Source organism: Dyadobacter linearis (assembly GCF_907165045.1).
Classification (GTDB): Bacteria; Bacteroidota; Bacteroidia; order Cytophagales; family Spirosomataceae; genus Dyadobacter; species Dyadobacter linearis.
Genome location: NZ_CAJRAU010000001.1, coordinates 1,261,718 through 1,287,161 on the forward strand (window position 1 = coordinate 1,261,718; position 25,444 = coordinate 1,287,161).

General features: G+C 46.8%; 19 protein-coding genes. 18 read left to right on the forward strand and 1 reads right to left on the reverse strand.

The window, feature by feature from the left end:
• The first annotated feature begins 239 nt into the window (after positions 1 to 239).
• The 12 genes from KOD92_RS05190 (at position 240) to cobA (ending at position 16,095) form a co-directional block, all read left to right on the forward strand.
• Positions 240 to 1,961 carry a sodium:solute symporter family protein gene (locus KOD92_RS05190; protein WP_215232425.1) on the forward strand — a complete coding sequence of 574 codons (1,722 nt, stop codon included), beginning with the start codon at positions 240 to 242 and terminating at the stop codon, positions 1,959 to 1,961.
• A 39-nt stretch (positions 1,962 to 2,000) separates the two neighbouring features.
• Complete coding sequence (locus KOD92_RS05195; RefSeq protein WP_215232426.1) at positions 2,001 to 4,031, forward strand: glycoside hydrolase family 2 protein; 2,031 nt, start codon at positions 2,001 to 2,003, stop codon at positions 4,029 to 4,031.
• A 40-nt stretch (positions 4,032 to 4,071) separates the two neighbouring features.
• Positions 4,072 to 6,357 carry an FAD-dependent oxidoreductase gene (locus tag KOD92_RS05200; protein ID WP_215232427.1) on the forward strand — a complete coding sequence of 762 codons (2,286 nt, stop codon included), beginning with the start codon at positions 4,072 to 4,074 and terminating at the stop codon, positions 6,355 to 6,357.
• Positions 6,358 to 6,527: 170 nt separating this feature from the next.
• Positions 6,528 to 7,706 carry a sulfite exporter TauE/SafE family protein gene (locus tag KOD92_RS05205; RefSeq protein ID WP_215232428.1) on the forward strand — a complete coding sequence of 393 codons (1,179 nt, stop codon included), beginning with the start codon at positions 6,528 to 6,530 and terminating at the stop codon, positions 7,704 to 7,706.
• 124 nt (positions 7,707 to 7,830) lie between these two features.
• The gene (locus KOD92_RS05210; RefSeq protein ID WP_215232429.1) at positions 7,831 to 9,018 is read left to right on the forward strand and encodes a trans-sulfuration enzyme family protein; all 1,188 of its coding nucleotides are present in this window, start codon (positions 7,831 to 7,833) and stop codon (positions 9,016 to 9,018) included.
• A 26-nt stretch (positions 9,019 to 9,044) separates the two neighbouring features.
• A complete protein-coding gene (locus KOD92_RS05215) occupies positions 9,045 to 9,389 on the forward strand; it encodes a hypothetical protein (protein ID WP_215232430.1) in 345 nt (114 codons plus the stop codon).
• The gene (locus KOD92_RS05220) at positions 9,386 to 9,832 is read left to right on the forward strand and encodes a type II toxin-antitoxin system VapC family toxin (RefSeq protein ID WP_215232431.1); all 447 of its coding nucleotides are present in this window, start codon (positions 9,386 to 9,388) and stop codon (positions 9,830 to 9,832) included. The genes KOD92_RS05215 and KOD92_RS05220 overlap by 4 nt, the downstream gene beginning before the upstream one ends.
• Before the next feature lie 8 nt (positions 9,833 to 9,840).
• Positions 9,841 to 10,542: a phosphoadenylyl-sulfate reductase gene (locus KOD92_RS05225; RefSeq protein WP_215232432.1), complete on the forward strand. Its 702-nt coding sequence runs from the start codon at positions 9,841 to 9,843 to the stop codon at positions 10,540 to 10,542.
• Positions 10,543 to 10,685: 143 nt separating this feature from the next.
• A complete protein-coding gene (cysD, locus tag KOD92_RS05230) occupies positions 10,686 to 11,627 on the forward strand; it encodes a sulfate adenylyltransferase subunit CysD (RefSeq protein ID WP_215232433.1) in 942 nt (313 codons plus the stop codon).
• Between the two features lie 133 nt (positions 11,628 to 11,760).
• The gene (locus tag KOD92_RS05235) at positions 11,761 to 13,005 is read left to right on the forward strand and encodes a sulfate adenylyltransferase subunit 1 (RefSeq protein ID WP_215232434.1); all 1,245 of its coding nucleotides are present in this window, start codon (positions 11,761 to 11,763) and stop codon (positions 13,003 to 13,005) included.
• Between the two features lie 15 nt (positions 13,006 to 13,020).
• A complete protein-coding gene (locus tag KOD92_RS05240; RefSeq protein WP_215232435.1) occupies positions 13,021 to 15,249 on the forward strand; it encodes a HEPN domain-containing protein in 2,229 nt (742 codons plus the stop codon).
• Between the two features lie 81 nt (positions 15,250 to 15,330).
• Positions 15,331 to 16,095, forward strand: coding sequence for a uroporphyrinogen-III C-methyltransferase (gene cobA, locus KOD92_RS05245; protein ID WP_215232436.1), 765 nt, complete (start codon positions 15,331 to 15,333; stop codon positions 16,093 to 16,095).
• Between the two features lie 2 nt (positions 16,096 to 16,097).
• Here the strand turns inward: cobA and KOD92_RS05250 are convergent, their stop codons facing one another.
• The gene (locus KOD92_RS05250; protein ID WP_215232657.1) at positions 16,098 to 16,439 is read right to left on the reverse strand and encodes a hypothetical protein; all 342 of its coding nucleotides are present in this window, start codon (positions 16,437 to 16,439) and stop codon (positions 16,098 to 16,100) included.
• An 87-nt stretch (positions 16,440 to 16,526) separates the two neighbouring features.
• On the opposite strand from KOD92_RS05250, the gene KOD92_RS05255 reads away from it, so the two are divergent.
• The 6 genes from KOD92_RS05255 (at position 16,527) to KOD92_RS05280 (ending at position 25,423) form a co-directional block, all read left to right on the forward strand.
• Complete coding sequence (locus KOD92_RS05255; RefSeq protein ID WP_255567377.1) at positions 16,527 to 17,441, forward strand: lysophospholipid acyltransferase family protein; 915 nt, start codon at positions 16,527 to 16,529, stop codon at positions 17,439 to 17,441.
• Between the two features lie 82 nt (positions 17,442 to 17,523).
• Positions 17,524 to 18,510 carry a glycosyltransferase family 9 protein gene (locus KOD92_RS05260; protein ID WP_229254533.1) on the forward strand — a complete coding sequence of 329 codons (987 nt, stop codon included), beginning with the start codon at positions 17,524 to 17,526 and terminating at the stop codon, positions 18,508 to 18,510.
• 45 nt (positions 18,511 to 18,555) lie between these two features.
• On the forward strand, positions 18,556 to 19,467 hold the full coding sequence (locus KOD92_RS05265) for a carbon-nitrogen hydrolase (RefSeq protein WP_215232439.1): 912 nt from the start codon (positions 18,556 to 18,558) through the stop codon (positions 19,465 to 19,467).
• Positions 19,468 to 20,232: 765 nt separating this feature from the next.
• Positions 20,233 to 23,388, forward strand: coding sequence for a SusC/RagA family TonB-linked outer membrane protein (locus KOD92_RS05270; protein WP_215232440.1), 3,156 nt, complete (start codon positions 20,233 to 20,235; stop codon positions 23,386 to 23,388).
• A gap of 38 nt (positions 23,389 to 23,426) precedes the next feature.
• Positions 23,427 to 24,905 (forward strand): SusD/RagB family nutrient-binding outer membrane lipoprotein, encoded by a 1,479-nt coding sequence (locus tag KOD92_RS05275; RefSeq protein WP_215232441.1) that lies wholly within the window; start codon positions 23,427 to 23,429, stop codon positions 24,903 to 24,905.
• A gap of 35 nt (positions 24,906 to 24,940) precedes the next feature.
• Positions 24,941 to 25,423: a hypothetical protein gene (locus KOD92_RS05280; protein WP_215232442.1), complete on the forward strand. Its 483-nt coding sequence runs from the start codon at positions 24,941 to 24,943 to the stop codon at positions 25,421 to 25,423.
• The last annotated feature ends 21 nt before the right edge of the window (positions 25,424 to 25,444 follow it).

The following is a 25,444-nucleotide window of genomic DNA, read 5'->3' on the forward strand; positions in this document are numbered from 1 at the left end:
ATCCAAAAATCAATATGACAATCAAGAAATTCTATCCCATTTCCGCCTGAAGGCGGCGGCAATTGATTCTCAATCATAAAAATCAATACCCGTTGACTTCAGTCAACGGATAATAACAAATGAACAGCAACATCGATACCATCGTCATCCTTGTCTTCTCGGTCGCCTGAAGGCGGCGGCAATTGATTCTCAATCATAAAAATCAATAACCGTTGACTTCAGTCAACGGACAATAACAAATGAACAGCAACATTGATACTATTGTCATCCTCGTCTTCTCAGCTTTTGTGCTTGGAATCGGGATGCTTTTTGCCCGGACGGGGCGGAATTTGAAATCCTTTTTTGCCGGAGGGGAGGCGGTTCCCTGGTTTATCGGGGGGCTGTCCTTATTTATGAGCTTTTTCTCGGCAGGTACATTCGTTGCATGGGGCTCGATTGCTTACAAACATGGCTGGGTGGCGATTACCATTCAGTGGACAATGTGCATTGGCGCATTAATTACGGCACTTTATCTGGCTCCGCGCTGGAAAAGAACAGGTGCATTGACTGCCGCTGAATTCATTCGCGAAAGGCTCGGGTTGCCGGTCCAGAAGACTTATATATTCATTTTCACACTCGTTTCTGTTTTTATCAAAGGCTCCGTTTTATATCCGGTCGCCAAGCTCGTAAGTGCCTCGCTGGATCTTCCACTAGTACCCTGTACCATTGGATTGGGGCTTTTTATGATTGCTTATACTGCAGTTGGCGGACTGTGGGCCGTGATGGTGACAGATATCCTGCAATTCGTGGTATTGTCAGCCGCGGTCTTCATCTTGCTTCCACTGTCTTTTGACAAAGTGGGCGGCTGGGAAGGTTTCACACGGAATGTGCCGGACGATTTTTTCAATTTATTAAACGGTGAATATACCCTTGGTTTCGTCGCCGCATTTGTCATTTATCACATTTGCTACATTGGTGGAAACTGGACGATGGTGCAGCGTTATACCAGTGTCGACAGTGAGAAATCGGCTAAAAAAGTGGCGTGGCTTTTCGCCGGCTTGTACCTGATCAGTCCGATCATCTGGATGCTGCCGCCAATGATTTACAAGGCGATTAATCCGGCATTAACCGGTTTGGATACTGAAAATGCTTATTTGATGATTTGTAAGCTGGTGCTGCCTCCGGGCTTATTGGGCTTAATGCTTACCGGAATGTATTTCTCCACTTCTGCCAGCGCCAATACTGCATTGAATGTCGTTTCGGCGGTTTTCACAAATGATATATACAAAGGTATGGTCAACCCGACGGCCACCGACAAACAGCTGATCCGTGTGGCGCGTGGTTCTTCGTGGTTTTTTGGTTTGGGAATGATTGGCATCGCATTGCTGGTTCCGGCGGCGGGCGGGATTGTCGAAGTGGTTTTGAGTATCTCTGCAATCTCGGGCGGGCCGTTGCTTGCGCCGCCGCTTTGGGCTTTGTTTTCTAAAAGGCTGAATGCAAAAACGACACTCTGGATTACCGGTATCGGCCTTCTTGTCAATCTGTTTTTTAAAATCCTTTCACCAATGCTGCTCGATTTCAAGCTTTCGCGGGGAATGGAAACGATCGTGGGAGTCGGGCTGCCGCTGCTGCTTTTGCTCGCTTATGAACTTTGGGCCAGGTCGAAGAATCGCATTGCAGCCGAATATTTGACCTATCTCGAAACCAGGGAACAAAAACGCATTGATGCATTGGAAATCAATGGAGAAGAGGCAATTGAGATCAAACGTCAGAACCGTTTTGGCTTGCAGGTAATAGCTGGCGCGCTGCTATTCACAGCTGCTATGCTTTTTATACTAAGCTTTTTAACAACCTCAGGAGCTCTGATTACAGGGATAGTTGCCGTTGTGGTTTTACTCTCTTCCTTAATCCCATTTGTAGCGTCGCGAAAAGTTACCGTCGACGTGATGTTACCAGTTCAAGAAAATCATCCGCACGAATGACCTTTTACCTAATTCAATCTGAATTCCTTAACGCTTTTTATGAACAATAAATTTAAAACTCTGCTTCTGATCATTGCTTGCTGGATCTCACAGAACAGTTTCGCGCAGTACCATATTAAGGATCCCGGCGCTATATCGCTGAATGGAAACTGGATGTTTGTGCTCGACCCGGCCGAACTTGGAATGTCGAATCAGTGGTACAAAGAAGGCGTGGCCAAGCCTTCGCGTCAGGACATAGTAACCGTGCCGCATTGCTTCTCGGCTGATCCCCGTTATGAATTTTATACCGGAACAGCCTGGTACCGTAAGTTCTTTCCCTGGAAGCCCACCTCCGGCAAACGTGTGATCCTGCATTTTGATGCGGCTTTTTACAAAACGTATGTTTGGCTCAATGGACAGAAAGTCGGCGAGCATGAAGGTGGTTACACGCCATTCAGCTTCGATGTAACTTCATTGTTAAAGGAAGGTAATAACGAGCTGGTGGTTGCTGTCAACAACAATACCTGGAAAACGAATACCATTCCGGGGGTAAAGGATAACGGTGATGTGGTTGACGCGTTCGTCGGTTGGGTGAATTACGGAGGGTTGATCCGGCCTGTGTACCTGACCATCGAGCCGGAGGTTTATGCCGAAAATATCAAGATTGAAACGACGCCCGATCTTGCCAAAAATACTGCGAGCATCACCACAAGAATTCGCGTGAAGAATGCATCGACGAATGCAGCTACACCCAAAATTAATTTTATTGTATTTCAGGATAAGAAACCTGTTGCATTGAAATGGAAAACAAAACCCACTACCATCCCGGCTGGCCAAACTGCGCTCATTGAGGCCGAAGCCAGCATTTCCGCTGCAGAGGTAAAGCTCTGGGATCTTGACCAGCCAAATCTCTACGAACTGAAAGCAACAGTCGGTACTGACTCGATCGGCTCGCATTTTGGAATACGGAAAATAGAAATACGGGACGCGCAGATCCTGCTCAATGGGAAACCGCTGAAAGTGGGAGGCGGAAACCGGGTACTGGATTATCCAGGCCTTGGTTCAATGGAGCCGGACTGGCTGGTTGAAAAAGATTTCCGGCTAATGAAAGAAGCCGGGATGGAGTTTCAGCGGTTGACGCATTATACCCCCACTGAATATTATTACGATCTCGCCGATAAATATGGCATGCTGATCATCACCGAAGTGGGTAACTGGCAGCTCACCGGCAAGCAAATGGACAATGATTCGATGCGCGCCAATTTCAAATCACAGTTCCGCGAAATGGCTGAACGCGACTGGAACCACCCGAGTGTGATCGCTTATAGTGTTGGTAATGAATACCTTTCCGATAAGCCAGGCGGCCAGCGATGGACAAAGGACATGATCGCATTTGCGAGGGAGGTCGACCCTACCCGGCTGTATACTTTTGCCAGCATGCAGATCAATACACGGCCCGCAAAGCCGGAGGATGAAGCCAGCCAGTATGTGGATTTTGTATCGGCCAACATTTATGGCGGGCACGCAAAAACACTCGATCATATTCACAAATTATATCCCGATAAACCCGTATTCATCAGCGAGTGGGGCACGCGTTCCGACGGAAACGGCGGCGAGGCATACCAGGCGCAGCACATCCGGGACGTTATTGCCGAGGTTCGCAAAAGACCTTACGTGGCTGCTACTTCCTGGTGGACTTACAATGATTACCGCAGCAAATTGTTTGGTACCAATGTAAATGGTTTCCGCCCCTGGGGAATCGTCGGTCCCGATCGCTCACCTCGCCGCGCCTATAAAGTGCACCAGGATGAACTATCACCGGTGACGATTGAAAAAGTAAGCTATAAGTCAGGTGAGCAAGGAGCTAATACACTGACGATCAAGGTGACAGCCCGCGCAGATTTCCCAGCCCGGAGAATTTCCGGCTATTACATTCAAACTTCAAACACAAAGGTCAGTATGCCTGAACTGAACCCTGGCGAAAGCAAAGAAGTGGCTATTCCGGTTCTGGGCTTTGAAGGAAAAACACATATCTCGATCTATAAACCAACGGGTTTCCTGACAGTGGAAGCTGAATTCGCATTGGAATAAGGCGCCTCGCTTTGAACCAGTGACATAAAAATCTAACAAAATGATACAAGAAGAAGCTTCCGCGAAAAGAACACCCAAAACCATTGAATCTGCGGCTGATCTGGTGATTGTAGGAGGAGGATTGACGGGTACCTGCGCGGCTATTACTGCGGCGCGGGCGGGAATAAAAGTGACATTGATCCAGGACAGACCGGTTCTCGGCGGAAACTGTTCCAGCGAAGTCCGGTTGTGGATTTTAGGCGCTACCTCTCATATGGGAAACAACAACCGCTGGGCGCGGGAAGGTGGCGTGATTGACGAGATTATGCTTGAAAATATCTACCGGAATCCTGATGGTAACCCACTCATTTTTGATACTGTTTTGCTTGAAAAAGTGATTCAGGAGATCAATATCACGCTGCTCCTCAATACTGCAGTTTTCGATTTGGACAAAAAAACAGGTAATGGAAATGAAAGTGACGAGATAGAGGCAGTGCATGCATTTTGCAGCCAGAACAGCACGAAATACAAAGTCTCTGCACCATTGTTTTGCGACGCGTCGGGTGACGGGATTGTGGGCTTTCTGGCAGGTGCCGCATTCAGAATGGGCGCGGAATCAATGGAGGAGTTTGGTGAAAAATTTGCGCCGGATAAAGCCTACGGTGAGCTGCTGGGGCATTCCATGTATTTTTATTCCAAAGATGCTGGCCGCCCGGTGAAGTTCATCCCTCCCTCCTATGCATTGCAGGATATTACGGAAATTCCGCGTTATAAGACCTTTAATCCCAAAGATTTCGGCTGCCGGCTCTGGTGGCTGGAATTCGGCGGTCGGTTGGATACGGTGCATGATACCGAAAAGATTAAATGGGAACTTTGGAAGGTAGTGTACGGTGCGTGGAACTACATTAAGAATTCGGGTGAATTTCCAGAGTCGGAAAATATGACTTTGGAATGGGTAGGTACTATTCCCGGAAAGCGCGAAAGTCGTCGGTTTGAGGGAGATTATATGCTGACACAACAGGATGTTGTTGAGCAAAAAACGTTTGAAGACACAGCTGCATTCGGCGGTTGGAGCCTGGATCTGCATCCTGCCGATGGTGTATACAGCGACCAGTCGGGTTGTAATCAATGGCACAGCAAAGGCGTTTACAGCATTCCTTACAGGTGTTATTACAGTCGGAACATCAGCAATTTGTTTATCGCAGGCCGCATTATCAGCGCTACGCACGTTGCATTTGCGTCGACAAGGGTTATGGCGACGAGCGCGGTTGGCGGACAGGCAGTTGGTATCGCAGCAGCACTCGCGAAAAAATACAATTGTAGTCCCCGCGAAGTCGGCACGCAGCATTTGGAGGAATACCAGCTGGAACTCTGGCGTTCAGGTCAGTATTTACCACAAATCCACATTGCAGATCCTGCTGACCTGGTTCAAAAAGCCAGAATTTCCGCGTCTTCCAACCTGCATTTGTCCGAACTTCCAGGCTCCGATATTTGGAATGTAATTGAACATTCGGTCGCGCAAATGCTGCCCGTTACTGCCTCAATACCTGCAATTACGATTCAGATCGAAGCTTTGGAAAATACAGTACTGGAAGTGGAACTGCGGAGAAGCAGTGAAGTTTTCAATCACACACCTGATATTACGCTGGAAACAAAATCGATTCCACTGTCGGCCGGGAAGCATGAAGTATCGCTGGAATGGTCGGCAGGTGTGACGGAGGCTTGTTATGTTTTTGTTTGTCTGATGAAAAATGAGCTGCTAAAAGTGCAGTATTCAGACAAACGGGTGACAGGGATATTGACGGTTTTCAATGCAACAAATCCGGCGGTATCCAACTATGGCAAGCAGGAACCAACCGAAGATCTGGGCGTTGATACTTTCGAATTCTGGTGCCCGCAGCGCAGACCGGCGGGGCGAAATCTTGCATTTCGTTTGAGTGAACCGATCACTTTATTTGAAACAAAAAACCTTAAAAACGCACTCCACAGACCAATTTCTGCTCCAAATGCGTGGGTAGCGGCTTTTACGGACGAAAATCCTTCCATAAAAATTGAGTGGAACGAAGAAGTGACTGTTTCTAAAATTGAGCTGGTATTCGACACTGATTCAGATCACCCGATGGAAAACGTTATCTACGTGCACCCTGAAACGGTGATGCCTTTTTGTGTAAGTGACCTGGAAATTGCTGATGAAAATGGAGTTGTTATTGGAAAAATATCAGAAAACCATCAGACCAAACAGACGATTTTGCTCGACACGCCGGTCAGTACCAGATCACTGCAGATCAGAATACTAAGTAAACACGCGCAAGTTCCGGCCGCTCTTTTTGAAGTCCGGTGCTATTGATTGGTACATATTTCGAAATCTTTTTTTTAGTTACTTTTCTGGTTTTGTAAAAATTCTTGGGAACATCTGCATGTTTAATATGTGCAGGTAACGTTCCTTTGAATTTTAACAATTTGACTTTACCTTTGTCATCCTGAATTACTCTACCAGAATAGTATACTTAATAGACTTTGAAGGAAGCGGCGGATTTCACACCCTCATCGGAAGCAGGCTCAGCAAATGACTGGGAATCTCTGGACGTAGCGTACATTGCCAGTGGAGATCCGGTCGAGGACAGGCGATTGGCTGCATTGGCCAGGGAAAAAGGGCAGATCGTTTATCTGCGCGACTTACCCGCTGAATCAGATGTGCGATTTAGCCAGATACCTGCCGGTCCCGCTGAAACATGGGACAAACCTCATTCCAAGAATAATACAAAAACGCCCCTCACCTGGGAAACGCTCCAGCAAAAAATCTGGGCTGCCACAGTCCGAAAAAGGACGCGCACCGAAGTGGCGGTTAATATCTTTTCCGCGATCGCATTGATGATCGTCGGTCACCTGCTCTTTACTTTTTTCACCTACGACCGGCTTACGGTACTCTGGGATGAGCTTGAACTGAACGAAAACTTCTTCTATTACGTCCTGGGCGGCTTTGTGGCGCAAATGATCGACGGTGCATTGGGCATGGCTTACGGGGTTACCGCCGCCACTTTTTTGCTGACTTTGGGCGTACCGCCTTCTGCGGTGAGTGCGAGCGTGCATAGTTCCGAGATATTCACCAGCGGGGTTTCGGGTTATATGCACTTGAAATTCGGGAATGTTAACAGCAAGCTCTTCAAAAAGATCCTTTTTCCAGGTGTGCTGGGCGCTATCACCGGTGCTTATTTGCTCTCTACCCTCGAACAATATATTTACATAATCAAACCTCTGGTAGCAGTTTACACGCTGATACTGGGAATTCTTATCATACAGAAAGCGTTAAAAAAGCGGGTTGAGAAAAAGCCTATCAGGAAGATCGGCTGGCTTGCGATGGCAGGCGGCACGCTCGATTCGATAGGCGGCGGAGGCTGGGGACCAATCGTTACCTCCACGCTGATCGCCCGGGGACGCCACCCGAAATATACCATTGGCTCAGTGAACCTGGCCGAATTTTTCGTTTCGCTGGCAAGTTCTATTACATTCATCAGCATCATCGGTTTCTCACACTGGCAGGTCGTTTTAGGATTGATTTTGGGTGGAATGGTCGCCGCCCCGATCGCAGCAAACCTATCCCGCCGGTTACCGATTAAAACAATGATGATCATGGTCGGGACGATTGTCGTGATTGTGAGTATACGGATTATTTATATGGTTTTGAGTGAGTTATAAATGGTTAGCGGTTAGCGGTTAGCTTCATTAGGTCTAAGCCGGAAAGTGGTAATAGCAAATTGAATCAATTGAATTATAATATAAAAAAAGCTAAAAGCTAACAGCTAATAGCCAAAAGCTTAACATGAAAAAACAAACAAAAGCGATACGTACGCAAACCGGTAAAACGAAGTACCGGGAGCATTCGACACCACTATTTCTGACCAGCAGCTTCACATTTGAAAGTGCTGAGCAGGGAAAAGCCCTTTTCGAGGAAACCGAGCCTGGTAATATTTACAGCCGGTTTTCAAATCCTACCGTGCAAGAGTTTGTGGACAAAGTCTGCATGCTGGAAGACTGCGAGGATGGCGTTGCTACGGCAACGGGAATGGCGGCGGTGTTTGCAAGTATGGCGGCTTTGTTGAAAACAGGAGATCATATCCTCGCCTGTCGCGCTTTGTTTGGATCTGCACATCAGGTTATCACCCAGATTTTGAGCAAATGGGGAATTACACATACTTACCTTGATGCTGATGCTTCTGAGGCGGATTGGGAAGCGGCTGTTCAGCCAAATACCCGCATGATTTATCTGGAAACGCCTTCCAATCCGGGACTTGATCTGGTTGACCTGGCGATGATCGGACGCATTTGCAAGAAACACAATATCATTTTTAACGTTGACAACTGCTTCGCTTCACCTGCATTGCAAACTCCTGCCGACTTTGGTGCCGACCTTGTTTTGCATTCTGCTACTAAATTCATGGACGGTCAGGGCCGCGTTTTGGGTGGGGTTGTTGTAGGTAAAAAAGAATATATCAAGGAGTTGCGATTTTTCTGCCGCCAAACGGGACCATCTATGTCTCCGTTTAATGCGTGGGTTTTGAGCAAAAGTCTTGAAACTTTGAATTTGAGAATGGAAAAGCATTCGTCAAACGCATTGCAACTGGCGCAGGCATTGGAGAAACATCCTGATGTAAAGCAGGTTAAGTACCCATTCCTCGAATCACATCCGCAGCACGAGTTGGCTAAATCGCAGATGAAAGCTGGTGGCGCGGTCGTAACAATTGAGCTGGAAGGCGGTTTTGAGAGAGTTGCCGCATTTATGGATGCATTGGAAATAGCTTCGCTTTCCTCTAATCTTGGAGATACCAGAACTATCGTAACCAATCCGAATACCACGACCCACGCGAAATTGAAACCGGAGGAGAAGAAAGCCCTTGGAATTACGCCAGGACTAATCCGAATTTCAGTTGGTTTGGAAGACATCGAAGACCTCATCGAAGATTTCACACAAGCCGTAGAGGTGTCGGTGAAAAGTGATATATTGGAGTAGTAATCACATTTAAACATATTGCCGGTATGCACACATTAACTATTGAAATTCCAGACCAGTTTGAGAAAAAAGAGGTGTTGCTGTCAATTGCAGCTCAACTATATCAAAAGGGAGCACTTAATGCCAAGCAAGCAGCAGATTTAGCAGATGTTTCATTAAATGATCTGTCTTATTATTCTTTGCCCGAGAGTGATCCTGCGAAGCAATTACTCGAACCTGCTACTGAATATTCGACTACCAAGGAATGGATTGAGAGTATAAAGAAAGAACAGCGTTATAAGGGTTTCGATAATAATAGAATGAGAAAGCTAGCCGATAAGATGGACATTCAGGAACCATTGGAGGTTTTACTTTCTCAGCTAACCAAATGAGATATTTTCTTGACACGAATATTCTGTTAGCTTATTTGAGAAAACACAATTTAGTCAACACACTACAATCCTACTTTGAAGACGAAGGAAGTTCGAGTCAAATGTTTACTTCCGCAGTATGCATTGCAGAGTTGACCTCTATTGGAATTCAGAATAATTGGGGTGAGCAGAAAATGGGCGCACTTAAATCTATTGAAGAATCGGTGCTGATAATAAGAGAACTAAAAAAGCCAATATTACAGCGGTATGCAGAAATTGACGCTTTCAGTCAAGGCAGATTGCGAAGCAAAGCACTAAAATGCTCAGCCAGAAACATGGGTAAAAATGACTTGTGGATTGCAGCGACGGCAAGTGTTCTGAACGCGACATTAGTAACTACGGATAAAGACTTTGATCATTTGGATAAAGAATTTTTAAACGTCGCCCGTTTTGATTTGAAATAATTTACACCATGAACGAAGCATTAGCATCTTTAAACGCGGCCATTGAAGGGAAGAACGAAATAGAGTCGCTGGCGATACTGGCGGATCTGTTTCCCGGGCAGGTTGTGTTTTCAACCAGCCTGGGATATGAGGATCAGGTAATTACTGATCTGATTTTAAAGAATAACCTGAACATTACCATCTTCACACTCGACACCGGAAGGCTTTTCAGCGAGACTTATATGACGCTGCAAAAAACGAATAACCGGTACGATACAAAGATCAAAGTATATTACCCGCAAACCCAGGCCGCAGAGGAACTGGTGAGCACGAAAGGACCTTTGAGCTTTTACGATTCCGTGGAAAACAGAAAAGAATGCTGCTTTATCCGCAAAGTGGAACCTCTGAACCGCGCTTTAAAGGGCGCGAAGATCTGGGTTACCGGCATCAGGGCAGAGCAGTCTGGAAACCGTCAGGGAATGGAGCGGCTTGAAGCTGATGAAGCGCATAACCTTGTTAAATTCCACCCAATTCTAGACTGGTCTTTTGAGGAAGTAAAACATTACGTCAAATCGAACGGTATTCCTTATAACCCGCTGCACGACAGAGGGTTTGTGAGCATTGGCTGCGCGCCATGTACCCGGGCGATCCAGGAAGGCGAAGATTTCCGCGCCGGTCGCTGGTGGTGGGAAGACGAATCGAAGAAAGAATGCGGGCTGCATGCGAAATAGCTTTTAGCTTTTAGCTTTTAGCTTTTAGCTTTTAGCGATAAGCTTCTTTGCGTTTGTTTAGTGTATATAATTTTAAAAAAAGTGTACGGCTAATAGCTGACTGCTAATAGCCAATACATCAATCTTGAAAAGAAATAACAACCATGTCAATTTCAGTCAATGAAGCTTCGGTAAGTGCGGAAAAGAAAGCCCCGGATTATCTGGATCAGCTTGAAGCGGAAGCTATTTACATTATGCGTGAGGTCGCGGGACAGTTTGAACGTCCGGCCTTACTTTTTTCCGGTGGAAAAGATTCGATCACCCTCGTTCATCTTGCCCAAAAAGCATTTGCCCCAGGTAAAATCCCCTTCCCGCTGGTACATGTAGATACCGGACACAATTTCATCGAAGCGATCAATTACCGCGACGAGCTTGCTGAAAAGATTGGCGCAAAGCTGGTGGTAAGATATGTGGAAGATACGATCAAAGCGAAGGGGCTGAAAGAGCAAACCGGCAAAAACGCAAGCCGCAACTGGCTGCAAACTTTTACTTTGCTGGATACCATCGAAGAATTTGAATTTGACGCCTGCATTGGCGGAGCCCGCCGGGACGAAGAAAAAGCGCGCGCCAAAGAGCGTATCTTCTCTTTCCGCGACGAATTCGGTCAGTGGGACCCGAAACGGCAGCGGCCTGAACTTTGGAATTTGTTCAACGGACGGATCCAAAAAGGTGAAAACGTGCGCGTGTTCCCAATCTCCAACTGGACGGAACTGGATGTGTGGGCTTACCTGAAAAGAGAAGGGATCACATTGCCTTCTATTTACTTCGCCCACGAAAGAGAGCTGATCCTGCGCGACGGAAAATTATTGAATAATACACCGGTCATCGAAACCGACCCCGAAGATCAGATCGTAACACGCCAGGTTCGTTTCCGGACGGTGGGCGACATGACCTGTACCGCAGCGGTTGAATCCAGCGCAGCAACTTTGGATGAAGTAATTGCAGAAATTTCGATTTCGAGGATCAGCGAACGCGGCGAAACCCGCATCGACGACCAGCAAACTGAGGCTGCGATGGAGGATCGGAAAAAGGGAGGGTATTTTTGAACAAGGAGGAAAGGGAGGAAGGAGGATGGAGGAAAGGGATTCATTTCAGTCACTCATTCACAACTCGCTAATTCACTCATCGCACCGGCGACCCGGTCAAAATTCAATCATTCAATAATTCAACATTAAACAGGTGGATTTACTAAGATTTATAACAGCAGGATCGGTTGACGATGGGAAAAGTACCTTGATCGGTCGCCTGCTTTACGATACAAAAAATATACTGGCAGATCAGATGGAAGCGATCGAACGTGCCAGCAAAAGTCGTAATACGGGAGAAATTGATCTTGCGTTATTAACCGACGGTCTTCGTTCGGAGCGTGAGCAAGGCATTACGATAGATGTAGCTTACAAATATTTCCAGACACCCAACCGAAAATTCATCAGTATTGACGCGCCGGGGCATATTCAGTATACCCGCAACATGGTTACCGGTGCTTCCAATGCAGATCTGGCCATTATTTTGGTAGATGCGCGCCACGGTGTGGTAGAACAAACCCGCCGACATTCGCTGATCGCTTCGATGTTGGGTATTCCCCACGTAATTGTGGCGATTAACAAAATGGACCTCGTTGGTAACTCGGAAGATGCATTTCTAGAAATAGCAAAATCCTACCAGGAACTTGCCAATAAGCTGAATATCAAAGACCTGACGATCATTCCGGTGAGCGCATTGAACGGTGATAATATCGTGGACAGATCTGTGAATATGAGCTGGTACACGGGCGAGACGCTGCTTTCTGTTCTTGAAACTGTGAATGTATTGAAAGACCAGAACCAGGAAGACGGAAGGTTTGCGGTACAATACGTGATCCGCCCCCAGACTGACGAGCTGCACGATTACCGCGGCTATGCAGGAAGGGTTCAAAGCGGTACTTTCAAAAAAGGAGATCTGGTTAAAGTATTGCCTTCCGAGCAGGAATCTAAAATCGCTAAAATAGAATTTGGCGGAAACGAAATAGAAGAAGCCTCTGTTTTAGAATCTGTAACGATATTATTAGAAGACGATATCGATATCAGCCGCGGAGATAATATTGTTTCTCTCAATAATTCCCCTATTGTAAGTCAGGACATCGAAGCGCTGGTTTGCTGGATGGACGACAGAAAAACGCTGAAACCAGGAAACAAATACGTGTTACAACACGGCACTGCCAGATCCCGCTGTTCAGTCCGGGACATTGAATATCAGATCGATATCAATTCTTACGAGAAAATGGACGAGGTGGAAAGCCTGAAATTGAACGATGTTGCCAGAATCATTTTAAGAACAGCCCAGCCAATTGCATACGATCCTTATCAGAAAAACCGCGCAAACGGCGCAGCGATCCTGATCGATGAGACTTCGAATGTCACCGTTGGGGCATGCATGATTGAATAAATACAGAATATCACCATGAGCGAAATAATCATTTCTGACAAAGTATCCGCCGTTGCTAAGCGTGATATCGTTGATTTAAACCAAAAAATCAATGCATTTAATACAGGTGACACTCCGGAGGAGGTTTTCCGGAAGTTTCGTCTGACGCGCGGCGTTTATGGTCAGCGCCAGCCGGGGGTTCAAATGATCCGTATCAAATTACCTTATGGACGCATTACCGCGGATCAGCTCGTGCGGATTGCGGATACTTCGGACAAATTTGCTACTGGAAACCTGCATGCGACCACGCGCCAGGATATTCAGCTACACTTTGTAAAGCTCTCTGATTCACCGCAGTTATGGGCTGATCTGGAAGATGCCGGGATTACGCTAAAAGAAGCTTGCGGAAATACGATCCGCAATGTGACAGCATCTTCTATCGCTGGTATTGATCCTGACGAACCTTTCGACGTAACGCCGCTCACGCATTCGATATTTACCTATTTTCTCCGCAATCCGATCAATCAGGATATGGGGCGGAAATTCAAGATTGCCGTTTCCTCCTCTGAAAAAGACACTGCGCTCGCATTCATCCACGATGTGGGGCTGATCGCCAAAATGGGCGTGAATGCAGCCGGGGAGACCGTCAAAGGATTTAAAGTATTGATCGGTGGTGGATTAGGCGCACAGCCATTTTCAGCACAAACAGCATTTGAATTTCTTGAAGAAAAAGACGTAATACCGTTCATAGAAGCACTATTACGTGTATTCGACCGCTACGGAGAACGCGTTCGTCGCCACAAAGCGCGGATGAAATTTCTTCTGAACGACCTGGGCCTGGAAGATATGCTGGCCAAGGTGGAGGAAGAGCGTACTGCGGTTAAAAATAAAGTTTTTGAAATTCCGGAAGATCTGTTCGGTACGAAGGAAGTTGAGTCTATCAACTATGCGGATCGTCCTTCTTTGAGCGAGTCTGATATCTTGAAAATAGCCGCCGAGAGTATCGACGCTGACAAGCTGGATAACTTCACAAAATGGCTGAGAACCAACACTTTTGAACAAAAACAAAAAGGCTGGTACGCAGTACAATTGCGGGTTTTGCTCGGTGATATGAATTCAAATATCGCGCGGAGCCTAGCAGATGTAGTGCGTCGATATGCAGCGGACGATATTCGGGTGACTGTAAACCAGGGCTATTTGCTTCGGTTTGTAAAAGGGGAAGATCTGGTTGCTATTTACCACGAACTTGCCAAGCTAGGACTGGCTGCACCGGGTTTTGACAGCACGATGGATATTACCACCTGCCCGGGAACGGATACCTGTAACCTTGCGATTTCCAGCAGCTACGGAATTACCCGCGTACTGGAAGATGTAATGCGCGACGAATATCCCGAAATGATTTATAATCAGGATATTAAGATAAAAATCAGCGGATGTATGAATGGTTGCGGGCAGCATAATGCTTGTAACATCGGCTTTCACGGAAGCTCTGTAAAAAATGGCAAACTGGTTCTTCCTGCATTACAGGTTTTACTTGGCGGCGGTTTTACGGGAGACGGAGTTGGTTTGATCGGAGATAAAGTGATCAAAGTGCCGACCAAGCGCGGACCGGAAGCATTACGTATGCTTTTCGATGATTATGAGAAAAATGCGTACGATGGAGAGTATTACAATCAATACTACCAGCGTCAAACCAAGAACTATTTCTTCCAGCTACTGAAACCGCTCGCAGATCTTTCGACCGTGAGCGACGACGATTACCGCGACTGGGACCACGACGAGCTTTTCAAAACTGAGATCGGTGTGGGTGAATGCGCGAGTGTGATGGTGGATCTGGTAGCTACTACGATAACAGAAGGTCAGGAGAAACTGAATCTTGCCAAAGAGAACTTCGAATCGGGTGTTTGGGCGGATGCTATTTATCATGCTTACAACGTATTTATCACCGGCGCGAAAGGTTTGCTAATGACCAAAGATGTGAATACCAACACACAATATGGTATTATCAATGATTTTGAAACACATTTCGGTCAGGATTTCGAATATGAAACGCCTGCTGAATTTGCGCTTGCTGAAAAAGCTGCAACACCATTTAAGTCACTGGTATTCAGCATTAATAAATTTGAACCAACCGAGCAATTCGCAACCTACTTCATCAGTACTGCGGATAAATTCCTGAATTTTGTTCGCTACACCCGCGAAACGCAACTAGCGGAAACCGGAGAGCCGGCATTGCAGGAATTGTCTTTCGGAAAAGATAGCTAAGGATTAGGTGTTAGCGATTAGCTTTTAGCTGTTAGTTTTTTTGCTAAGGGCTAAATGGCTAACGGCCAACAGCAAAACAATATGAAACTTACATTAATCGGTGCGGGGCCGGGTGATCCTGATTTGATCACTTTGAAGGGAGTCAAGGCTTTGCAAAAGGCCCGCGTCGTGCTGTACGACTCCCTCGCCCACCCTTCTTTACTGGACCATTGCCCTGAGGATTGTGTCAAGATACTTGTCGGAAAACGCTTTGGTAAAACGAGCTGCGGACAGGATGAAATCAATGACCTGATCGTCGAAAAAGCGAAACAATATGGTGAAGTCGTGCGTCTCAAAGGTGGCGACTCTTTCATATTCGGTCGCGGATATGAGGAGGTGATTTTCGCTGCAGGCTATGGTATTGAATCCGAAATTATTCCCGGTATTTCAAGCAGTTATGCAGTCCCTGCATTAGCGGGTATCCCACTCACATCGAGGGGGTTAAGTGAAAGTTTTTGGGTGATTACCGGTACCACCAAAGCCCACGAGCTATCCAAAGACCTGCATCTCGCGGCGCAATCTTCTGCTACGGTTGTGGTTTTAATGGGCTTGCATAAGCTCAGTGAGATCGTCGAAATGTATTCAGGGCTGAATAAAATGGATGAACCTATTGCGATCATTCAAAACGGGACGCTGGAAAATCAGAAGGTTGTAACGGGGCGTATCAGTAATATTTTGCCGCTTTCCAAAGTAAGCGAAATTGGGTCGCCTGCGATAATGATCATCGGAAAAGTAGCTGCTTTACCGGACCTTTCTTTTGAAAAAGTGAATGAAATGATGCAGCAGGGAAGTTCGGTTGAACGCTGATATTAAAGCAATCGAAGGAACCAGTTAATATCCAGCACCCTGCCCTTCTGGTGAAATTCCAGAAAATAGATAATACCTGCCAGGATCAGATAGCTGAAAAACAACCACTTCTTCTTGATTTCATACTGATCGTGGTGATGCACGTAATCGTATACCATTGAAGCTGTAAAACCAAAAATCATCAGCGCAAAGGAAAGCAAGCCGCAATCCTGCCGGTAATGCATGTACGTCCGCAATGCAGGGGCACCCAGCACCAGGTACATCAGCCACATGCCAAAACCGATCCGGTACAGGTAAACACTCAGACGGCGATCATTCTTAATATCAAATAATCCTTCCAGCATGTTCATGCAATTGTTTGAAAGAGTGAATCTAACAAAATTAGTAGACAAATGCCAACGTTTACTTACTCATAGTATAACCCTGGTATTGTGAAATCTGTTTTAAAAAAACGCACCGTCTCCAAATTACTTTTTGCCCTTTTGAACCGAATTTCCAAGCTATCCTGGAAAAATGCGTTCCGACTTTCTGACTTTCTTTGCTGGTCCATATTTCATGTCGGCGGGTATAGGAAAAAAGTAATTTTCGAAAATCTCCGAAACAGCTTTCCTGAAAAAACGGAGGCAGAGCTGGAATGCATTGCTAAAAATTTCTACCGGCATTTTACTGACCTTATCGTAGAAACGATCAAATTCCGCACTGCTACGCCGCAATGCGTGTGCGAGCGGATACAGGGCGATATCAGTATCATGGATACTTTTTATCACACCAAAACCAATATAATATACCTCATGGGGCACCGGGGCAACTGGGAACTGGCTAACCTTTTTTCGTCCCTTAACTTCACCCACGAATGCATTGTAGTGTACCGCCCGCTGCAAAATCCGGAGTCAGACCAATGGCTTCGAGACCTGCGGACGAGATTCGGAGCGAAGCTGGTTTCGATGGATAATATATTTAAAGAACTGCAAAAGCCGCGTGAAAAACCTTATGTGGTAGTATTGGCCAATGATCAGTCGCCTAACCCGAAAACCGCTTTCTGGACACAATTCCTGAATCAGGATACCGGGGTTTTCAGGGGCGTGGAAACGATTGCCAGACGCTACAATCTGACTGTTTTGTATGCAGATTTCAGTAAAGTGGCCGACAAGCGCGGCTACTATCAGGTTAATATCTGTAAGATCACCGACAAGCCAAGAGAAGTTCCGAATAACTCGATCCTGGAAACGCAGCTCAGGATTTTGCAGCGCGATATTGAGAACCAGCCGCATAACTGGCTGTGGAGCCACAGGCGCTGGAAACACAAGCGGCCGGAAATGCTGAAACCGGAGCAGGTATTGCATTAACATGAGCCCGACGCAGTTTCAGGCTTTTAAAACAGCGTCGAAACTACTTCTTTTGCATAACTGCAACATCAACCCATCAAATGTGAGTAAACCGGTAAAATTTCTGATCCTCCGTTTTTCATCCATTGGCGATATCATATTGACAACGCCGGTGATCAGGTGCCTGAAACAGCAGCATCCGCAAGCCGAGATCCACTATTTTACCAAGAGTAAATTCGAATTCCTGCTGCTCGACAACCCCTATGTCGACAAGATCTGGCTGCTCGAAAAAAACACGAAACAAGTACTCGAACAGCTGAAAAAAGAGCATTTTGACTACGTAATCGACCTGCATACCAATATCCGCACATTAAGGATCAAATTCGCATTGCGCGTTCCTTCATTTAGTTTCGACAAGCTGAATGTGCTTAAATGGCTGATCACGCAGTTCAAAATTGACTACCTGCCCGATATTCATATTGTGGACAGGTATATGGAAACGCTTGCTACTTTCGGGATCACGAACGACGGGCAGGGGCTGGACTATTTCATACCTTATAAGGATAATGTGGAACCAGAGTGGCTGCCACCAACACACCGCGCCGCGTTTGTCGCGTATGCGATCGGAGGCCAGCATAATACCAAAAAATTGCCCGTAGAAAGAATGGTCGAGCTATGCCGTAAAATCAATTATCCGGTTATGCTGCTGGGCGGAAAAGAGGATTTTGACAATGGAGAAATTATTCGGAATGCGATTGGTGACGGGCTGATCGTGAATACGTGCGGAAAATATAACTTCAACCAGTCTGCGTCGCTGGTAAAAAAGGCGCTCATCGTGTTTTCGCATGACACCGGACTAATGCACGTAGCGGCCGCATTCAAGAAAAAAGTGTATTCGATCTGGGGAAATACGATTCCGGGTTTCGGCATGTATCCCTACAAAACCGCATTCGAAGTACTGGAAAGGCCTGATCTGGGTTGCCGCCCGTGCTCCAAGATCGGCTACAAAGCGTGCCCGCGAAAGCATTTCAAATGTATGAACGAGATTTCCTTCTCTTTCCCGATCAAAGAACTACCCGCCTCGAATTAGTGTTACATTTCCTGATCATTAAAGGCAAATCCACAAACCAGATTCATGACAAAAAAAGTAAACGTAGGTTTGGTACAAATGAGCTGTACCGCTGATGTTGAAGCCAATTTCCAAAAAGCTACAATCAAAATTCGCGAGGCTGCGCAAAAAGGCGCGAATATTATCTGCCTTCAGGAGCTTTTCAAATCCCTTTATTTTTGTGATGTGGAAGACCACGGCAACTTCGCCCTGGCCGAGCCTATTCCCGGTCCCTCGACCGATCAGCTGAGCGTTTTGGCGAAGGAACTGGGGGTAGTCATAATTGCTTCGCTCTTCGAAAAACGGGCGCACGGACTTTACCATAATACTACCGCGGTACTCGATGCCGACGGAACCTACCTTGGCAAATACCGCAAAATGCATATCCCCGACGATCCGGGCTACTACGAAAAATTTTACTTCACGCCGGGCGACGCCCCAACCGGTGATTCGCAAAGTGAAGTAGCTGATAGGGACGGTTACCGGATATTCGACACGAAATTTGCGAAAATCGGTGTGCTGATCTGCTGGGATCAATGGTACCCGGAAGCGGCGCGCATTACCAGCTTAATGGGTGCGGAAATCCTCTTTTACCCGACTGCGATCGGCTGGGACACGAATGAAACCGATCCCGCTACCAATGAAGAACAATATGGCGCGTGGCAAACGATCCAGCGAGGACATGCCGTGGCAAATGGTGTGTATGTAGTTTCTGTAAACCGCGTGGGGCGCGAAGCTGACCAGCAGTTCTGGGGCGGCTCATTTATCGCAAACCCGCACGGGAAATTGCTGTACCTCGCCCCGCACGAAGGCGAAGTGACACACGTGCAGGAACTTGATCTCGAAAAGCTGGATCACTATCGCACCACCTGGCCATTTTTGCGAGACCGAAGAATCGATTCTTACAAACCGATATTGAAGAGATATATCGATTCTTGAAAAGCATATAAATATAACTATTCCTATTAGACCAAAAGTGAGCTTCCAACCGGGGCTCACTTTTTTGTTTTTCTATACTTCGAATACGCATTTCGGAGCAATCAGAACACTAGTAACCGAGCGTGACACTGAAAAACTACACGTTAGTAGCATAAACGTCTATTTTATAGGGATTTACAAATCGAAATATGCATTTTTAATCTATTAAATCAATCGACAATATTAAAAAATGGTTAAGTAAAATTTTTTATCAGATTATTACAATACGATTTTATAAAGGTTTTAAATGACCAATTTTTATTGCAAAAAAGTCGATATAATTAATTTATTCTCTTGCATCTTTTCACATTGTCAGTATATTTGAGAAGTCGTTAAACGAATGACTGAACTTCTAAACCGAAGATATATTCCAGCCGCACATGAATATATCTGACTGTTGAGAGAGGAACATACTAAGACCTGAGGGGATTATTTACGATCCATTCAGCAGGTTCCGCCTCAAAACAATATAATTATTTTAATAATAGTTTCCCGATTACCGTGGACAGGCAAACTGTCGCGTCAGGCTCTGCCTTTTCTCGACTTTTTAATGTCTGTCCTCGATTAAAGAGGGTATTGCTTTCCGGAAAAGCAGTGTTGCAAGCTTATGGCTGTGTTGTTCTGTCCACGCGAAAGTGTGTGCGGCGCACGGCAACGTGGACACCACACAGCCATAACTTTTTCTCCGTGGATTTACACCTAACTACATTTTAACTCTACTTCCTCATGCGTAAAGTTCTACTCTTATTATTATGGGTATGCCTTTGCTCTCCGGTTGCGTTCGCCCAGGTAAGGCAGCTCACCGGAAAGATATTGGCGGCCGAAGATGGTCTCGGACTTGCTGGTGCATCGGTCATTCTGAAAGGAACAAATGTTGGTACCAATGCAGATGCAGACGGAAATTTCACCTTTTCGGTTCCGGGCGACGGAACACTTGTCGTTTCCTATGTAGGTTTTCTGATTAAAGAACTGCCGATCGGAAACCAGACCCAATTTGATATTAAATTGGAAGCAGATACGAGACAACTTTCCGAGGTGGTCGTGACTGCATTTGGTATTGAGCGGGAGAAAAAAGCGCTCGGTTATACAGTACAGGAGGTAAAAGGAAGCGCATTGACAGAATCGCGCTCTACGAATGTGGCGAATGCACTTTCCGGTAAAATTGCGGGAGTTAGGATACAGTCGAACGGCGGCCCGGGCAGCAGCTCGACGATCCAGATCCGCGGCTCTTCTTCCGTTTCAGGAAACAACCAGCCACTGATCGTTATCGACGGTGTACCGATGGAGCAAACTGCCAGCAAAACTTTCGGAGGCGGTATCTCAGAAGTTAACCCAGACAATATCAAAGAAATGTCGGTATTAAAAGGACCCAATGCAGCGGCGCTTTACGGCTCACGTGCTGCCAACGGGGTTATTTTGATCACTACTAAAAATGGCCAGGGCACAAAGGGACTTGGCGTAGATGTTAACTCAAACATCACTTTCGAGCGCCCCTGGATCAAACCAGATTTCCAGAACACTTACGGCGGAGGAAACGGCTACCGCACCTGGTACAATGACGGGTGGAGCGGCAGTATCACAGATCCGAACGAGATTGCACAATACAGGTCGGTTTACGACTCAAGATATCCTCTGGCTGGCTCAGAAGGTACCGATGAAAGCTGGGGAGCACCTATGGACGGACGCATGGTGAGACAGTGGTGGACTGGTGACGATGTTGCACCACTGACTCCCCAGCCTAATAACTGGGAAGAATACTGGCAAACAGGCCGCACGATCACGAATAGTGTGGCGTTGAACGGCGGAAACGACAAAGGCTATTTCCGTTTAGGATTGAGCCGCGTGGATCAGAAAGGTATCATGTACTATAACGATTTTCACCGCAATAATTTCCGGATCAACTCGGGCTACAATCTGACCAAAAACCTGAACATTACGCTTTCGGGTGAATATATCAAGTCTGGCTCGGACAACCGCAGCTACTCCGGCGGACAGGAATTTATCTGGTCTCACCGCCACGTTTCGTGGGATCAGCTTCGCGATTATGAAAGCTATATCGGCGTTCACAATCAGCGCGGCGCGGATACAGATCCTCCTCACTGGCAGCACACGTTTTTTACGAATCCCTATTACACGCAGAAAAACCTGCCTTCGGGGAATGAAAAGGATCGTTTAATGGGAAATATCGCATTGAACTACAAAATCCTTCCTTCCCTGAGCCTGCTGGTACGTACCGGAACTGACTTCTGGAGTGACACGCGTATCAACGTTTCCAATTTCCTCCGCGTCCGCAATGGTGTCCGTACGCCGGGCCGCTTTTCGGAAGAAGTTCTGCGCAGCCAGGAAACGAACTCTGATTTCATGCTGACTTATAACAAAGATATCACGTCTGACTTCGGCATGAATGTTCAGTTTGGAGGTATTCAGCGTAAAAATTATTACAAAAGAAACTACTTCTATGTAGGTGAAATGGTGGTTGACGGCCTGTACAATGCAGGAAACTCGGTACCAAGCCAGAACACGATAGAAAGTGAGATCAGGGAATCTGAAACGCAAAGCTTGTTTGGAACAGCCAATTTCTCCTGGAAAGATGCATTGTTCCTGGATCTGACAGCGCGTAACGACTGGTCGAGCACATTGCCTTCAAACGCACGTTCCTACTTCTACCCTTCCGCTTCGCTGAGCGCAGTTGTTACCGACTTGTTTGATATCAACAGCAGTATCTTCTCTTTCGGTAAAGTACGCGCCAGTTACGCACAGGTTGGTAACGATGCAACGCCTTATCAATTGGCACAAACATTCCTTGCAAAAGGCTCCTGGAACGGCGCAGTGCCCAAATTTGGAGAAAATATCCAGATCGCGAACAGTAACCTGAAACCTGAGATCACTACCGGTTTAGAAATCGGCGCTGACCTTCGTTTCCTGAAAGGCAAGATCGGACTGGACGTGACTTACTACGATCAGACTACCAAAGACCAGATCCTGGGTGTCGAAATTTCCAAGGCGAGCGGGTACAATACTCGTATTCTCAATGCAGGGAAGATCACTAATAAGGGTATTGAGGTTTCAATCTCGGGAACGCCGGTGAAACTGCCGGGCGGATTTAGCTGGGATGTTTCTTTGAACTGGTCGCGCAACCGCAACAAAGTGGTAGAGCTGGCGGAAGGACTTACTACCTATACTTTGGCAACACAAAGAGGAATGTCGTCGGAAGCACGCGTGGGACAGCCTTATGGTACATTCTACGGGGTTGGTTTTCAAAAATACAACGGACAAGTTGTGTACGGAGCGAATGGACTTCCTATCACTGCTGCCGGACAAAAACTGGGCAATATCCAGCCTGACTGGATCGGCGGGATGATGAATACACTGAATTACAAGGGTATTTCGCTGAGTGCATTGGTGGACGTTCGTGTTGGTGGTGATATTTACGATGAAGGTACTGGTACTGCGCGCTGGACAGGTCAATATGCTGAAACCGCGCTTGGTCGCGAAGAAGGTGTGATCGGTCAGGGTGTGCGCGAATTGACTGGTGCTGACGGTTCGAAATCTTATGTACCAAACGATATTATCGTCACTGCAAATCAGCTTTACGGTTACAGCAACCCTCGAAACTACCACGAATCGGCGATTTTCGATGCTACTTATGTGAAGCTTCGGGAGCTTTCGCTGGGCTACACTTTCAGTCCTTCCATTTTGAAAAAGATCAAAATACAGTCTGCCAAAATCTCGGTAGTGGGACGCAATGTTTGGATGATATTCAAAAACACGCCGCACATCGATCCTGAGATCGACGCCAAAGGTGGTAACGAGCAGGGATTTGGCTACGGTGAGCTTCCGAGTTCACGCAGCGTAGGAGCCAATATCTCATTGTCATTCTGATCCAGTCAACCCAGTCTAGGACTTTAAAGATTTTTGAAATGAAAAACATATTAAATCATAAAACCATCTGGATGACGGCGCTGGCAGGTATTCTTACCGCTTCAAGCTGCACCAAGGACTTTGATGAAATGAACGTAAGTCCGAACAGCCCCACGGCGATCGGGCCGCAGTACCTCCTTCCTACCGGCATTGAAACTTCAATCGACCGTTACTGGGGACACAGGGACCGGTTTGAGCGGATCAATATCGACGCAGCCGAACTGTACGTACAGCATTTGACCCGGAATATTTACAGTAATGAGGGAGACGATTACACGGTTTCACCTGCATTGCTTTCCAACAACTGGAAAGGATTCTTCAACGAAGGATTGCTCAATTTCCAGCGCATTATCATGCAGACAAACCCGGAATCTGCTACTCCGAATGCGAATTATGAAGGCGTGGCGCTGGTGATGCGTAGCTGGGTATTTTCATTGCTGACAGACATGTACGGCGCAATTCCTTACACCGACGCAATCAAGGGAACGGCGATGGAACCGGTTTACACACCCAAGTACGATGCGATGGATGTGGTTTACGCAGGTTTGCTGAATGATCTCAAATTAGCCAACGAAAAGCTGACAGTAGGCGGACCGGCGATCGCGGGGGATATTCTTTACTCAGGGGATATTTTGAAATGGAAAAAATTTGCCAACTCACTCCGGCTCAGACTTGCTAACCGCCAGGCTGCGAAAAAATCTGCTGAATCCAAGGCTATCATGGCGGAGATCCTGGCAGATGCGACCAAGTTCCCTGTGTTTACGAGTAATGCAGATAATGCTTCCCTGAAATGCACAACGGTATTGCCGAGCAACAACGAATGGAACCAGATTCTGATCCAGGGCGGACGTACGGACTGGAATATCAGCAAAACGCTGGCTGACAAGATGAATGCAATGGGCGATACCCGCATTGCCGTCTACGCAAACCCGAACAAAGATGGTTTGTACCAGGGACATGCTAACGGATTGCCGGACGCGATCGCTACCAGCTACCTGGCCACCAGTTCTACAATCGGTACCGCATTCACAAAAGCCGACGCGCCGGAGGTGATCATGACCTTTGCAGAATTAAAATTCATACTGGCCGAGGCGGCGCTTGACGGTGATATCACTGGCGATGCCAAGAAGTTTTATCAAGATGGAATTACTGCTTCATTCGCGCAATACGGCCTCACTCCTCCTGCCGACTATTTCACAAAAGCGGGAGCTGCCAGCAAGGAAAAAGTGCTTGAACAAAAATGGATCTCCCTGTTCGGACAAGGTATTGAAGCCTGGGTGGAATGGCGCCGGACGGGCTTCCCTGTATTTCCGGCACCGGACCCGCGAGCGGTATTAAACAATGGTGGTATCCTGCCAACGCGCTTCAACTACCCGGCTTCGGAATATTCACTGAACCAGAAGGCAGTTACCGAGGGCGCTGGCCTGAACGGTGGTGCCGACGATATGAAAACCAAGCTCTGGTGGGCAGAGAAATAACCGTCCTTTTTATTCATTCAAGAAATCAGAGAATTATGAAAAATATCAGATCTTCCATAACTACACTTTGCCTGCTGGCAATGGTCACGCTTGGAATTGCTTCCTGCAAAGTAGAGGACCCGTTTTTGGAAAGAGACGTAGCGCCTGTGTTGGTTGATATCGTAGGAGCTCCTTTCGGCGCACCGATTGCCAGCGAGCCCACTGTAACCTATGCCGCGACGGCCACGAAACTGACGCTTTCGGCCCGCCTGCTGGAACTCGATAAAACCAATATCCTCGACCATACCAAAGGTATTGACTCGATCCCTGTCCCAAATCTTGCGATCAAAATTACACTGCGTTCCGGTGCAGCATTGGGTGAAGTGACATCCAATGCCGACGGACTGGTGACGATTGATAAAACCTGGGCAGAACTGGGTATCGCCGCACCGAAAGCCGGCTCGCTAATCAAGATTTCCTGGACGGGAAATCACAAGGGAATTGCCTTCACAAGATTTTCACAAATAGCAGCTAACTAACTGAAAAACAAGCTAACTGTG